General features: G+C 68.8%; 8 protein-coding genes. 3 read left to right on the top strand and 5 right to left on the bottom strand.

Annotation, left to right across the window (positions count from 1 at the left end; translation table 11 throughout):
- Window positions 1-436 precede the first annotated feature (436 nt).
- Both ABD810_RS09360 and ABD810_RS09355 read left to right on the top strand, forming a co-directional pair.
- Window positions 437-2,218, top strand: a complete 1,782-nt coding sequence (locus tag ABD810_RS09360; RefSeq protein WP_344936839.1) for an RICIN domain-containing protein — start codon at window positions 437-439, stop codon at window positions 2,216-2,218.
- Between the two features lie 6 nt (window positions 2,219-2,224).
- The gene (locus ABD810_RS09355; protein WP_344936836.1) at window positions 2,225-3,676 is read left to right on the top strand and encodes an arabinofuranosidase catalytic domain-containing protein; all 1,452 of its coding nucleotides are present in this window, start codon (window positions 2,225-2,227) and stop codon (window positions 3,674-3,676) included.
- Between the two features lie 138 nt (window positions 3,677-3,814).
- Here the strand turns inward: ABD810_RS09355 and ABD810_RS09350 are convergent, their stop codons facing one another.
- The 4 genes from ABD810_RS09350 to ABD810_RS09335 are packed head-to-tail and all read right to left on the bottom strand — an operon-like array spanning window position 3,815 to window position 8,643.
- The gene (locus ABD810_RS09350; RefSeq protein WP_344936834.1) at window positions 3,815-5,539 is read right to left on the bottom strand and encodes an amylo-alpha-1,6-glucosidase; all 1,725 of its coding nucleotides are present in this window, start codon (window positions 5,537-5,539) and stop codon (window positions 3,815-3,817) included.
- A 35-nt stretch (window positions 5,540-5,574) separates the two neighbouring features.
- Window positions 5,575-6,393 carry a carbohydrate ABC transporter permease gene (locus ABD810_RS09345; protein ID WP_344936831.1) on the bottom strand — a complete coding sequence of 273 codons (819 nt, stop codon included), beginning with the start codon at window positions 6,391-6,393 and terminating at the stop codon, window positions 5,575-5,577.
- Window positions 6,390-7,355, bottom strand: a complete 966-nt coding sequence (locus ABD810_RS09340) for a carbohydrate ABC transporter permease (RefSeq protein WP_344936828.1) — start codon at window positions 7,353-7,355, stop codon at window positions 6,390-6,392. The genes ABD810_RS09345 and ABD810_RS09340 overlap by 4 nt, the downstream gene beginning before the upstream one ends.
- 19 nt (window positions 7,356-7,374) lie before the next feature.
- Window positions 7,375-8,643: a sugar ABC transporter substrate-binding protein gene (locus ABD810_RS09335; protein WP_344936825.1), complete on the bottom strand. Its 1,269-nt coding sequence runs from the start codon at window positions 8,641-8,643 to the stop codon at window positions 7,375-7,377.
- Window positions 8,644-8,805: 162 nt separating this feature from the next.
- On the opposite strand from ABD810_RS09335, the gene ABD810_RS09330 reads away from it, so the two are divergent.
- The gene (locus ABD810_RS09330; RefSeq protein WP_344936823.1) at window positions 8,806-9,849 is read left to right on the top strand and encodes a LacI family DNA-binding transcriptional regulator; all 1,044 of its coding nucleotides are present in this window, start codon (window positions 8,806-8,808) and stop codon (window positions 9,847-9,849) included.
- A gap of 10 nt (window positions 9,850-9,859) precedes the next feature.
- Here the strand turns inward: ABD810_RS09330 and ABD810_RS09325 are convergent, their stop codons facing one another.
- Complete coding sequence (locus ABD810_RS09325; protein ID WP_344936821.1) at window positions 9,860-12,715, bottom strand: glycosyl hydrolase family 95 catalytic domain-containing protein; 2,856 nt, start codon at window positions 12,713-12,715, stop codon at window positions 9,860-9,862.
- Window positions 12,716-12,808 lie beyond the last annotated feature (93 nt).

Below are 12,808 nucleotides of genomic sequence, written 5' to 3'. Positions count from 1 at the left end.
GGGCAGGACCTCGGTGTGGCCGCCGGATCCGGCGGCCACACCGGCAGCGGTGGACGCCGCAGGCCGGGCCTCCGCCGACGACGCGGCTCGGTTTCCGAACCGATTCGAGTACCCGTTGTCTCTCATCTGGACGGCGAAGCCGAACCTCCGGAACTCCCCCTGGCAGGGCACTTAACACGCCCTTTACTCCCGGAACACCTGCCATTGACATGTATCGAAAGCCGGTCTTAAGCTTCGAGCGAATCGATTCGACAATGAGTTTCCGATAGACCGCCGCCGCCTGCGTCGAGCCCTTCACCCGCGTGTACGGCACCCGGACCAGGTCGCGAGGACTCCGCGACGAACCTGGGCGAGGTCGCCCACCGGGCCGAGGTACGGCGCGCCACATCGCTTGTGATCCACACGCCCCCCGCTCTCACCGTCCAAGGAGTCACGAGTGGACATCACATCCGGCACGCGGCGCGGAAACCGTCGCCGGCTTGCCGCACTCCTCACCGCCGGCGCGTTCGTCGCCGCCTCCATCCTGACGGCCGCCTCGCCCGCCGCCGCGGCCGACCAGTCCATCGCCGTCGACTTCTCCGTCGCGGGCGGCTCGCCCAGCTACCGGGCCTCGGGATGGATCTACGGCATGACCGAGAACGCGTCGGGCCCGCCGGACCACTTCTTCACCGACGTGAAGTTCCGGTACATGCGCGCCGGAGGCGCGCAACTCGACAGTCCGGGCGGCTGGGTCTCGGGCAAGTACGACCGCCGGTGGAACGCGACCCGGGCCCAGTTGCTGCGCACCAGGGCGCTGGGCGGCGAGTTCATCCTGCTCGTCCACGACCTGTGGGGCGCCGACGGCTACCCGATCTCACGCTTCCCCGGCGACAACGGCAACTGGACCGACTACGACAACTTCCTCACCCGCCTGATCAACGACGTGCGGGCGACGGGCGCCCCGGTGCAGTGGGACCTGTGGAACGAGCCCAACATCACGTTGTTCTGGAACCGCCCCCAGTCCCAGTACTTCGAACTGTGGCGGCGCACCTACCAGCGCGTCCGGGCCGCGTTCCCGTCGCACCTCATCGTCGGGCCGAGCTGCGCGTGCGTGCCCTCCACCACCCACGCGTTCTGGAACCAGTACCTGGACTACGTCAAGGCCAACAACGTCGTGCCCGACATCATCAGCTGGCACTCCTTGCCGGGCGACCCGGTGGCGAACGTGGCGGCGGCCAACACCACGCTCAACTCACGGAGCATCCCGCACCCGCGTCCGTACCAGATCAACGAGTACGGGGCGTCCAACGAGCAGAACCCCGCGGACGGCGCCTGGTACATCGCCCGCCTGGAAAGGGCCGGCGCCGACGGCCTGCGCGCCAACTGGGCAGGCGGAAACAACCTGCACAACGACCTCGGCAACCTGCTCGTCCACAACTCCTCCGGCCAGTACCAGCCGAAGGGCGAATGGTGGGCCTACCGCTTCTACGGCTCGCAGACCGGCCAGATCGCGTCCGTCACCCCCAGCTCCTCCTACGACGCGTTCGCCACCAAGGCGGCCGGGACGGCCAAGATCCTGGTCGGCGGCGGCACCACCACCGGCAACATCGCCGTCAACCTGCGGGGCCTGGACACCACGAGCGGCATCGTCGAGAACAACCAGGTGAGGGTCGTCGCCGAGCGCATCCCCTACAACGGCGGCGGCGCCGTCACGGGCCCGGTGACCGTCCAGAACTCCGTGGTGACCCTGTCCGGCAACGCCACGACGGTCAACCTGCCGCACACCGCCATCGACGACACCTTCACCATCACGCTGCTGCCCCCCTCCTCCGGCCCCGGCAACGGCAACGGGTCGACGTCGGTGTTGCGCAACGTCAACGCCGGCCGGTGCCTGGACGTCCCCAACTCGACCACCACCAACGGCACCCAGCTCCAGCTGTGGGACTGCGGCACCGGCAACAACCAGCAGTGGACCCTGACCTCCACCAAGCAACTGCAGGTGTACGGCAACAAGTGCCTGGACGCCAACGGGCAGGGCACCACCAACGGCACCCAGGTGATCATCTGGGACTGCAACGGCCAGACCAACCAGCAGTGGAACGTCAACGGCGACGGCACCATCACCGGTGTGCAGTCCGGCCTGTGCATGGAGGCGAGCAACTTCGGCACCGGGAACGGAACCAAGGTGCAGCTGTGGTCGTGCACCGGTACGAGCAGCCAGAAATGGACCAGGAGCTGACACATCATGCCTCTCGGAAACCTGAAAAGGGCGCTCGCGGCCGGTACGAGCGCGTTGATCGCCGCCGCCTGCCTGGTAGGCGGCGGTACCGCCCAGGCCGCCACCACCGGCCCGTGTGACATCTACGCCGCGGGCGGGACGCCGTGCGTGGCGGCGCACAGCACGACCCGTGCGCTGTACGGCACCTACAACGGCCCGCTGTACCAGGTGCGCCGCGCCTCGGACAACACCACCCGCGACATCGGCGTGCTGAGCGCGGGCGGGGTCGCCAGCGCCGCCACCCAGGACTCGTTCTGCGCCGGCACCAACTGCGTCATCACCATCCTTTACGACCAGTCCGGCCGCAACAACCGCCTCACCCAGGCGCCCCCCGGCTACTGGCCTGGTCCCGCCCCCGGCGGATGGGACAACCTCGCCGACGCGAAGGCGGCCCCGATCACCATCGGCGGCCAGAAGGCGTACGGCGTCTACATCGCTCCGGGCACCGGTTACCGCAACAACAACACCAACGGCGTCGCGACCGGCGACCAGCCCGAGGGCATCTACGCCGTCGTCGACGGCACGCACTACAACCAGTGGTGCTGCTTCGACTACGGCAACGCGCAGACCGATGGCCAGGCCGACGCCCCCGCCATCATGGAGACCGTCTACTTCGGCGCCAACAAGCAATGGGGCTACGGGGCCGGGGCCGGTCCCTGGATCATGGCCGACCTGGAGTGGGGACTCTTCTCCGGGGTGAACGCGGGCTACAACAACCTCGCGTCGATCAACCACCGTTTCGTCACGGCCATGGTCAAGGGCGAGCCGAACCACTGGGCGATCCGGGGCGGCAACGCGCAGTCGGGCGGCCTGACGAACTACTTCGACGGACGGCGCCCCAACGGCTACCACCCGATGAAGAAGGAAGGCGCCATCCTGCTCGGCATCGGCGGCGACAACAGTGTCTCAGGCCGCGGCACCTTCTTCGAGGGTGTGATGACCTCCGGCTACCCGTCGGAGGCCACCGAGAACGCCGTACAGGCCAACATCACCGCCGCCGGCTACGCGCCCTCGGGCGGCAACCCCCAGCAGGGCGTCCAGATCGTCGGCGGCCAGTCCAGCCGATGCGTCGACGTGCCGAACTCCAGCACCACCAACGGCACCCAGGTGCAACTGTGGGACTGCGGCAGCGCCACCAACCAGCGGTTCACCTACACCTCCGGCAAGCAGCTACAGGTGTACGGCAACAAGTGCCTGGACGCCTACGGGCAGGGCACCACCAACGGCACCCAGGTCATCATCTGGGACTGCAACGGCCAGACCAACCAGCAGTGGAACGTCAACTCCAACGGCACCATCACCGGCGTGCAATCCGGCCTATGCATCGACGCCAACGCCGCCGGCACCGCCAACGGCACCAAACTCATCCTCTGGTCCTGCAACGGACAGGCCAACCAGCGATGGACCCTGCGCAGCTGAACTCTGTGCGGCCCTGGTCGCGCCGGCCTCCTAGGCGGCGATGGCCGCGAGAAGCCCGGCGGCGAGATCCTTCTCGCCGCCGGGCCATCGCCGTTCCTCGTCCGAATCGATTCGACTGTGGGAAGGCCACCTCGCCTCTCAGGGGGAAAGCGCCGTCACCCTCCCTTCCCGGCGCTCGTGGGCGGCGGCGAGGATGAGATACGCGCTGGCCGTCCAGGTGTAGGCGCGGTCGCGGAGGCCGGCGCCGCTGCGGGCGTCGAAGTTCTCCGCGAACCCCGACTTCTCGCACAGGGCGCGGAAGCGTGCGCTGATCTCGTCGGCCGGCTCCGTGTATCCGGCACGGCGAAGGCCGTCCTCGATCAGGACGGTGGAGGGCGCCCAGATGGGCCCGCGCCAGTACCCGTCGTCCTGGTAGTGCGGGGACGTGGTCAGCTCCGTGGCGAGCCCGAACGCCGTCAGATGTGTCTCGATGCCGCCCGCCAGCGACGCGCGGACGGCTTCGGGCAGTTCCTCCCCCAGCACGATCGGCATCAGGTCGAGCAGGCTGGAACTGGACCAGGTGCGTCCCGAATGCGCGCCCCGGGCGACGAACCGGTCACCGGTCCACAGCTCGGCGAGCAGCGCGTCGCGCATGCGGTCGGCCGCCTGCGACCAGCGCGCCGAGTCCGCGGGCCGGGCGAGTCCGTCGGCCAGACGAGCGAGCTCGCGCATCTGGAGGATGAGGAAGGCCGCCAGGTCGGCGGTCTCGACGACGCGCCCAGGGTCGAAGGTGGTGGCGTTGTCCCAGCCGCTGTCGTTGCCGTGCTGGTAGTGGGCGAGTTCGTGACCGGGCACGCGCCGGCAGGTCAGCCAGAAGGACGTCCACCGCTCCAGCCGGCTGTAGACCTCGGCCGGCTCGCGTCCGTGCGACGGGTCCAGATGCCGCAGGGCCCAGCCGTGGATGGGCGGTTTGACGAAGTTGTAGAGGATCTCGGAGTGCGTGACGGAGTCGGGCAGCGCGCCGGCGGGGTCCTGGTGGTCGAACACCAGCCGGTACTGGTCCCACGCCAGGTCAGGCAGCCCTTGCGCGAGAGCGATGGCGTTGAAGCAGTGGTCCCAGCTCCACACCTTGTCCATCCAGTGCTTCGACATCAGCACCGCGGGCCGGGTGACGAACCCGGCAGGCCGGACCGTGGCCGACCAGAGCACGTAGGCGGCCAGCTCGGCGGCGGGCGTCCGGTCGCCGCGCCACGGCGCCACCGCGTCGCGGAACGTCTCGAACTCCGACCGCGCGGCCGTGACCACGTGCTCGAAGCCCTTTCCGCTCCGATAGGGGGCGCGTGCGGTTTCGTACTCCTCGATGGCGATCTCCCACCGCTCGCCGCCGGGTAGCACGACGCCACGCTCGGCCGTACCGAGCGCCTCCGTGCCCGGTTGCCCGGCGACCCGCCCCGCGAGGAGGGTGACACGGTAGCGGCGCCCGGTCTGGTACACGGTGAAGACCCACGCGCCGTCACCGGGGTCCTGGTAGAAGTACGGGCCGCGGAACGGCGTGAGCACCGCCTCGGCCGCCAGCAGGCGCAGGCCGAGGCCCTGACCGCGCACGCGCACGGTGTCCGGGCTCTCGTAGGCGAGGTCGATCCGGCCGGCGTCGCAGCTCCAGGTGAGCCGGTGCGGGGTGGCGGTGACGACCGTCTCGGCGCGCGCGCCCCCCACGGTGGGGATCAGCCGCAGGATCGGATGCATCCCGGTCTGGTGCGAGACCAGATGGAGATCCTCCACGTAGGTCTTCTCCGCGATCACCGGGGACAAGTCGAACCAGGATCCGCGGTAGCTGAACGGGATCTCCTGCGAGGAGAAAACCGGGCCTGCGGCGACGGTCATGAAGTAAGGGTCCCTTCTGTCGTGCGGAGGGCCGCTCAGTTCTTCACCGCTCCCGCGGTGACACCGGCGGCGACGTAACGCTGGGTGATGACGAGCAGGACGGCGGTGGGGATGGAGGCGACCACGGCGGTGGCCATGATGGCGTTCCACTGCTGGTTGTTGTTGCCGATGTAGTGGTAGATGCCCAGAGTGATCGGCTGGAGAGGGCCTCCGCCGTCGAGCGTGCTGGCGAAGACGAAGTCCGACCAGGCCCACAGGAACGCGAACAGCGACACCGTGATGATGGAGTTCCGGCTGACCGGCACGACGATGGACCAGAAGGTCCGCAACGTTCCGGCGCCGTCCACCCGGGCGGCCTGGATCAGCTCGTCGGGGATCCCGGACATGAACGCGGTGAGAATCAGTACCGCGAACGGCACCGCCAGCGTGGAGTCGGCGACGATCAGTCCGGGGACCGTGTTGAGCACGCCGACGTTGAGGAAGATGGCGTAGAAGCCCATGGCCATGATGATCCCGGGGATCATCTGAGCGATCAGCAGGACCAAGCCCAGCACCCCGCCGCCGCGCGGTCTCAGCTTCGCCAGCGAGTAGGCGGCGGGCGTCGCGACCAGCAAGGTCAGGGCCACCGTGCCCAGGCCCACGACCACGCTGGTGCCCAGGTAGGGCCACTGCTGGTCGAGAACCGCCCGGTATCCCTCCAGGGTGCCGTTCACGGGGAACCAGGAGGGCGGGCTCCTGCGCATGTCCTGGTCGCGGGTGAAGGACACGTTGATCATCCAGTAGACCGGGAACAGCATCACGCCGGTGAGCACCAGCCCGATCACGGTCTTCCACCACTTGCGAGGGGTGCTCATGAGAGGGTCCGCCTTCGCTGCGCGCGGATGTAGATCAACCCGAAGACCAGAGCCATCACGATCAGCAGGTTGCCGACCGCCGCGCCGGGCCCGAACGCCGGCAGGAGGTTGCCGAAGCCCAGCCGGTACGACCAGGTGGCGAACGTGGTGGAGGAACCGCTGGGCCCACCCCTCGTCATTATCCAGACGATGTCGAACACCTTCAGCGTGTAGACCAGGCCGAGCAGCAGCGTGACCGCCGACACCGGGCGGAGCAGCGGGAAGGTCACCCTCCAGAACCGCTGCCAGCCGGTGGCTCCGTCCAGCTCCGCCGCCTCGTAGATGACAGGGTCGATGGCCTGGAGACCGGAATAGAGCACCACCAGGTTGAACGGGATGCCGATCCAGATGTTGGCGATGATCACCGACCACAGCGACCAGTCCGGCGAGGTCAGCCAGTGCACGGGGCCGGCGCCGAACACGGCGAGGAAGGCGTTGACGACACCGGAGTCGCTGTTGAGCATCCACGACCACGTGGAGGACGACACGATCAGCGGGAGCAGCCACGGCACCAGGAACAGTGCTCGCAATGTGGCCGACAGCCGGAAGTTCTTGAGGAAGAACATGGCCAGGGCGAGACCGATGGTGAACTGGAAGGTCAGTGACACCAGTGTGAACACCACCGTGTGCCACAGCGCGGGCCCGAACGTCGGGTCGCCGAGGATCTTGGCGTAGTTGGCGAACGCGATGAAGGGCGCGTCCCCCTGGACGAAGGAGCGCACCGTGTAGTCGCGCAGGCTCAGTTCGACGTTGCGGTACAACGGGTAGGCGTAGAACACCAGCAGGTAGACGACCACCGGCGCCAGGAAGGCCCACCCCGTCCACTGAGCGGACCATGGGCGCCGTACCGCCCGGCGGCCCCCTCCCGCCGCCAGAACGGGCCTGGCGACGGGAGGGGGCTGCGTCTGTATGACTCGATTCATGCCCGTGTCCTCCGGGTGCCTACTGGGTGGCACTCGCCGCGGCGGTCTGCGCGTCGGCCATCGCCTGTCGCGGGCTCGCCGATCCGCTCAGTGCCGCCTGTACCGCACCCCACATCGGCTCGGAGATCTTCGGATACTTGGTGCCGAGGTCGTCGCTGGTCCGGCCCTTGGCGGCCTTCACCGCCTCGACCCACACCTTCAGGTCCGGGTTCCGCGCCACCTGCTCGGACTGCACCTGCTCGGTGGGCGCGACGTACGACAGGGTGGTCGTCGTGGTGAGCGAGTTGCCGGTGTTGGTCAGGCAGCTGACCAGCTTCTGCGAGGTCGCGTAGCGGGCGGTGTCCTTCTGCACGGGGATGCTGACGAACTCGCCGCCCGTCGGCGCCGGCGCCGTTCCGCCGTCCTTGCCGGGGATCGGGATGATGCCGTAGCCGAAGCCGGCCTTCTCGGCGTTGGCCAGCTGCCAGGTGCCGTTCTCGGCGAAGGCGTAGTCGCCGCCGGCGAACTCCTGCCAGCTCGTGGTCTGGGTGTTGTTGATGACCGAGTTCGGGGCGTATCCCTTCTTCAGCCAGTCCGTCCACAGCGTCACCGCCGCGACCCCCTCGGGGGAGTCGAGCTTGGTCAGCTGGGCGCCCGATCCCCAGAACCAGGGCAGGAACTGGAAGCTGCCCTCCTCCGTGCCGATCGCGGAGAACGTGATGCCCTTGTCGCCGGATGCCTTCACCTTCTGCAGAGCCTCGGTCAGCGACGTCCAGTCCTTGACCGACGCGATGTCCACATCGGCCTTCTTGAGTACTTCCTTGTTGTAGTAGAGGGCCAGGGTGTTGGCGCCGATCGGGACGCCGTACGCCTTGCCCTGGCTCTGCCCCGCGGCCAGCAGGTTCGGCGCGATGGCCGAGGTGTCGAGCTTGTTCTCCTGCGTCGTGGTGAGGACCCCGGCCTCCGCCAGGGTGGACACCACCGGGTTGTCGACGATGAGCACGTCGGGGGCGTTGCCCTGCTGCGCCGCCAGCAGCGCCTTGTTCGTCAGGTCGCTGGTGTCGTACGCGGTGCGCTCGACCGTGACGCCCGCCTGGGTGCCGCACGCCCTGAGCAGCTTGACCCATGCGGAGTCGCCGTCGTACTGGGGGTAGGGGTCCCAGATGGTGTGGTTTCCGCCACCAGCGGCTTGGCTCGTGCCCGCCGGTGCCCCGCCGGACGACGATGAGCACGCGGCCAGACAGCCCAGGGCGGTCAGTACCGCCAAACCCAGGCCGACAGCACGCCGGTTCGTTGCCGCTGATCCCATGTTCGTGACCTCCGCTGCGCATGACGCGGCTGTTTCTCCCCCGATATCGAATCGGTTCGACCGAAGATAGGCCCGCCCATACCACTAGTCAATGGGGGTCGAAGAGAACACCCTGGAGCCGTCCCGGTTCCGGCATGCGAACGATTCGACTTACGATGGCGCGTGTCGGTACGACGAGACGAGGAGCGCCAGGTGAACATCGGGGAGATCGCCCGGCGGTCGGGTGTGTCGCGCAGCACGGTTTCCTATGCTTTGAGTGGCAAGCGCCGGGTGTCGAAGGTGACCCAGCAGCGCATCCAGGCGGTGATCGACGAACTGGGGTACCGCCCCAACGCCTCGGCCAGGGCCCTCAAGGAGGGCAGGACTCGCACCATCGGCCTGGTGATCCCGCCGGCCGGCCGGCGCCTGACCGACATGCAGCTCGGCTTCGTGGCCAGCGTCGTCGACGCCGCCGGCCGCGCCGACCTGGACGTGCTGTTGTCGCCGTCAGGCGGCGAGCACGACCGCTCGTTCGAGCGCATGGTCGGCGGGAAACGCGTGGACGGCGTCGTTCTGATGGAGATCCGGCTGGAGGACGACCGCGTCGCCCGCCTGCGGCAGACCGGATTGCCGTTCGTCGGTATCGGCCACACCAATCACCCAGAGGAGATGTCCTGGGTGGACATCGACTACGAGACGCTGATCTCCAAGTGCGTGCACCACCTGGCCGATCTGGGCCATCGCCGCATCGCCCTGGTCAATCGCTCCGCCGAGCTGGTGGCCGCGGGGTACGGCCCCGGCCACCGGGCCCAGACCGGTTTCGCGCGCGCCGTCGCGGAACGCGGGCTGGACAGCGTGCAGAGGTGCTGCGCCGACGACGCCCAGTCGGGGGTGGCCTGCGTCGAAGCGCTCCTCGGTGAGCACCCTGGGCTGACCGCCATCGCCACCATAAACGAGGCGGCCATGCCCGGCGTGTACCGCGCGCTCGCGCAGGCGGGCCTGGCCGTGCCCAGGGACTTCTCCATCGCCGGTGTCGCCGCCCAGCATTGGGCCGAGAACCTGCACCCGCCCCTCACCGCCGCCGACGTACCCGCCGACGAGCTCGGCGCCCGCGCCGTCGAGCTGCTCATCCAGCGCATCGCCGATCCCGCCACCCCGCACCTCAGCCTCCTGCTCGCCCCGGCCATCTCGCTGCGCGGGACGACCGGGCCCGCGCGTCCCCGGTGACCGCAGGGCGTCAGACGCCTGTGATGGTCCACTGGTTGTTGGTGCTGGTGTTGGGTGCCCACATGGCCACGGTGGAGCCGGCGGTGGCGTTGCCCATGCCGTCGAGGGCGGTGCCGGTGCCACGGTTGATGATCTGGTAGCGGCCGTTGCCCATGCTGTTGAGGCGCCATTGCTGGTTGTTGCCGTTGCTCCAGGCGGCCTGCCGGGCGTTGGCGCCGTTGGCGGTGTTGCCCCAGCTGTCGATGACCATGCCGTTGGTACGGTTGACGATGCGGTACCAGCCGCTGCCGAGGTCGACGAGCTGCCACTGGAGGTTGCTGTTGCCGTCGTAGTTCCACTGCTTGACGTTGGACCCGGAGGCGACGTTGCCGCCGCTGTCCAGCACCAGGCCGGTGGTGACGTTGGCGACGCGGACGTAGCTCGACGGACCCGGACCGCTCGGCTGGCCGGTCAGGCGGTATGTGCGCCCGGCCTCACCGGTGAGCCTGATGACGTCGGACTCCGGTTTGGTGACGGTGACGGCGGCGCCGGTCGAGGTGTCCACGACCTCGTAGGTTCCGGTGAAGATCCGGTTGCGCACGTTCACCGTGCCTGCGCGGTCGAACTTGACGAGGATCTCGCCGGCCACGCCGGAGCTCCAGGTGGTGTCCACGGTGTAGCCGCCGCGGCCGCGCAGGCCCTGGACCTTGCCGCTGGGCCAGGCCGAGGGCAGTGCGGGCAGCACGTGCAGTTCGCCGTTGTGGCTCTGCAGCAGCATCTCGGCGATGCCGGAGGTGGCGCCGAAGTTGCCGTCGATCTGGAACGGGGGGTGCAGGTCGAACATGTTCGGCGCGAGCCGAGCCGTCGACACCAGCAGGCGGATCAGGGTGTGCGCCCGGGCGCCCTCCTCCATCCGCGCCCAGTAGTTGATCTTCCAGGCGAGCGACCAGCCGGTGCCGTCGTCACCCCGCAGCTCCAGGGTCCGCCGCGCGGCGGTGTACAGCGCTGGGGTGCCGCGCTTGGTGATCTGGTTGCTGGGGTGCAGGCCGTACAGGTGTGAGACGTGCCGGTGGTTCTGCTCGGTCTCCACCCAGTCGTACAGCCACTCCTGGATGTTGCCGCGCGAGCCGACCTTCATCGGCGCGAGCCGGTCCCGGGCCGCCAGCACCCGGGTGCGGAAGTCGGTGTCGGTGCCGAGTACCTGACTGGCCTGGGCGCAGGCGTTGAACAGGTCACGCAGGATCTGGTTGTCCATCGTGGGGCCGGCGCACACGCTGACGCCTGAGTGGTGCGGCAGTTCGGGAGAGTTGGACGGGTTGGTGACCAGGTACCCGAGGCTGGGTTCGTTCACCAGGGTGTCGAGGAAGAACTGCGCGGCGCCCTTCATCGCGGGGTAGTACGTCTGCAGGAACGCCAGGTCGCCGGTGAACTGGTAGTGGTCCCAGATCAGCGTGGACAGCCACGCGCCACCGGTCTGCCACATGCCCCAGAGCGCGCCGTCGACGACCGACGAGGCCCGCCAGGCGTCGGTGTTGTGGTGGGTGACCCAGCCGCCCGCGTTGTACTGCACCCGCGCCGTGCGGGCGCCGGTGACGGTGAGGTCGCCGATCATCTTGAACACCGGGTCGAAGCACTCCGACAGGTTCGTCGTGTCGGCCGGCCAGTAGTTCATCGGCAGGTTGGCGTTGATGGTGTACTTCGAGTCCCACGACGGGGCCAGCGAGTCGTTCCAGATGCCCTGCAGGTTCGCCGGCTGGGTGCCCGGTCGCGAGGAGGAGATCAGCAGGTACCGGCCGAACTGGAACAGCAGCACCGAGAACTGCGGGTCGTTGGTGCTGTTGTGCTGCGCGATGCGCACGTCGGTCGGCTGGTCGGCGGCGGACGTACGGCCGAGGTCGAGCGTCGTGCGGCCGAACAGCCGCTGGTAGTCGGCCACGTGCCGGGAGCGCAGGTCGTCATAGGTCCTGCCGGCGGCGGCGTTGAGGTGATTGCGGGCGATGCCCTGGTAGTCGCCGCCGACGTTCTGGTAGCTGACGTAACTGGAGCCGATGGAGATCAGCACCGTCACGCTGTTGGCGCCCCGTACCTGCAGCGTGCCGCCGGAGCTGCTGACGGTGCCGCCGTCGGCGAGGACCCGGGCCAGTGCGAGGAACCGGACCGAGCCGGTCTTCCCCTCCATGTCGCCCGAGACGCCGTCCAGGCCGATGGTGGTGCTGTCGGGGCTGGTGCGGGTGGTGCGCTGGGGGCTGTCGAACGTCGCGGAGAACGTGATCGAGCCGGCCCGGTCGGCGGTCAGCCGGATCGCGATGACCTGGTCGGGCGCGCTGGCGAACGTCTCACGCCGGTACCGCACACCGTTCTGCAGGTACGTCGTCGCGGTGGTGGCGGTGGTCAGGTCCAGGAGGCGGTTGTGCTCCGACACCCCGCCGCCGCCGGCGCCGAAGGCGAGCCGCAGGTTGCCGACGGTCTGGTAGGCCAGCTGGCCCGCGGGGCTGCCCAGCATGTTCTGGTCGATCAGGGTCTGGGCCTGGCTCCACTGGTTCTGGAACACCAGCTGCCGGATCTGCGCCAGCGCCCCCGCGCCCCGGGTGTTGCTCTGGTCATAGGGCCCGCCCGCCCAGACGGTGTCCTCGTTGAGCTGCAGTCGCTCCACATCGACGTTGCCGAACACCATGGCACCCAGCCGCCCGTTGCCGATCGGGAGCGCCCGCAGCCAGTCGGTGCCGGCGCCCTCGTCGTACCACAACGCCAGATCGTTCGCCGCCAGCACCTGGGCCGGCACCACCGACGCGGCCCGCGCCACCGCCGTCCACTGGAACGGCAGCAACGCGGCACCGGCTCCCGCCGCACCGAACCTGAACAGCTGCCTACGCGAAAAGTCAGACATGTCGCTTCTCCATCCCGAAGAGCGGTGATCGCGCTGATCTCGGTCTCAGCCACCCGATGTTAAGTGCAGGTTTCCGGGAGTCAAGGCCGCCGG

It is taken from the genome of Sphaerisporangium flaviroseum (genome assembly GCF_039537005.1).
In the GTDB taxonomy this organism is placed as follows: domain Bacteria; phylum Actinomycetota; class Actinomycetes; order Streptosporangiales; family Streptosporangiaceae; genus Sphaerisporangium; species Sphaerisporangium flaviroseum.
Note: the sequence above shows the minus strand (reverse complement) of the source record. Positions and strands in the feature narration are given on the sequence as shown.

Excerpts from the sequence above, each read along its gene's own strand:
- ABD810_RS09355 (WP_344936836.1), top strand. The coding sequence starts at position 2,225 with ATGCCTCTCGGAAACCTGAAAAGGGCGCTCGCGGCCGGTACGAGCGCG.
- ABD810_RS09350 (WP_344936834.1), bottom strand. The coding sequence starts at position 5,539 with ATGACCGTCGCCGCAGGCCCGGTTTTCTCCTCGCAGGAGATCCCGTTC.
- ABD810_RS09345 (WP_344936831.1), bottom strand. The coding sequence starts at position 6,393 with ATGAGCACCCCTCGCAAGTGGTGGAAGACCGTGATCGGGCTGGTGCTC.
- ABD810_RS09340 (WP_344936828.1), bottom strand. The coding sequence starts at position 7,355 with ATGAATCGAGTCATACAGACGCAGCCCCCTCCCGTCGCCAGGCCCGTT.
- ABD810_RS09335 (WP_344936825.1), bottom strand. The coding sequence starts at position 8,643 with ATGGGATCAGCGGCAACGAACCGGCGTGCTGTCGGCCTGGGTTTGGCG.
- ABD810_RS09325 (WP_344936821.1), bottom strand. The coding sequence starts at position 12,715 with ATGTCTGACTTTTCGCGTAGGCAGCTGTTCAGGTTCGGTGCGGCGGGA.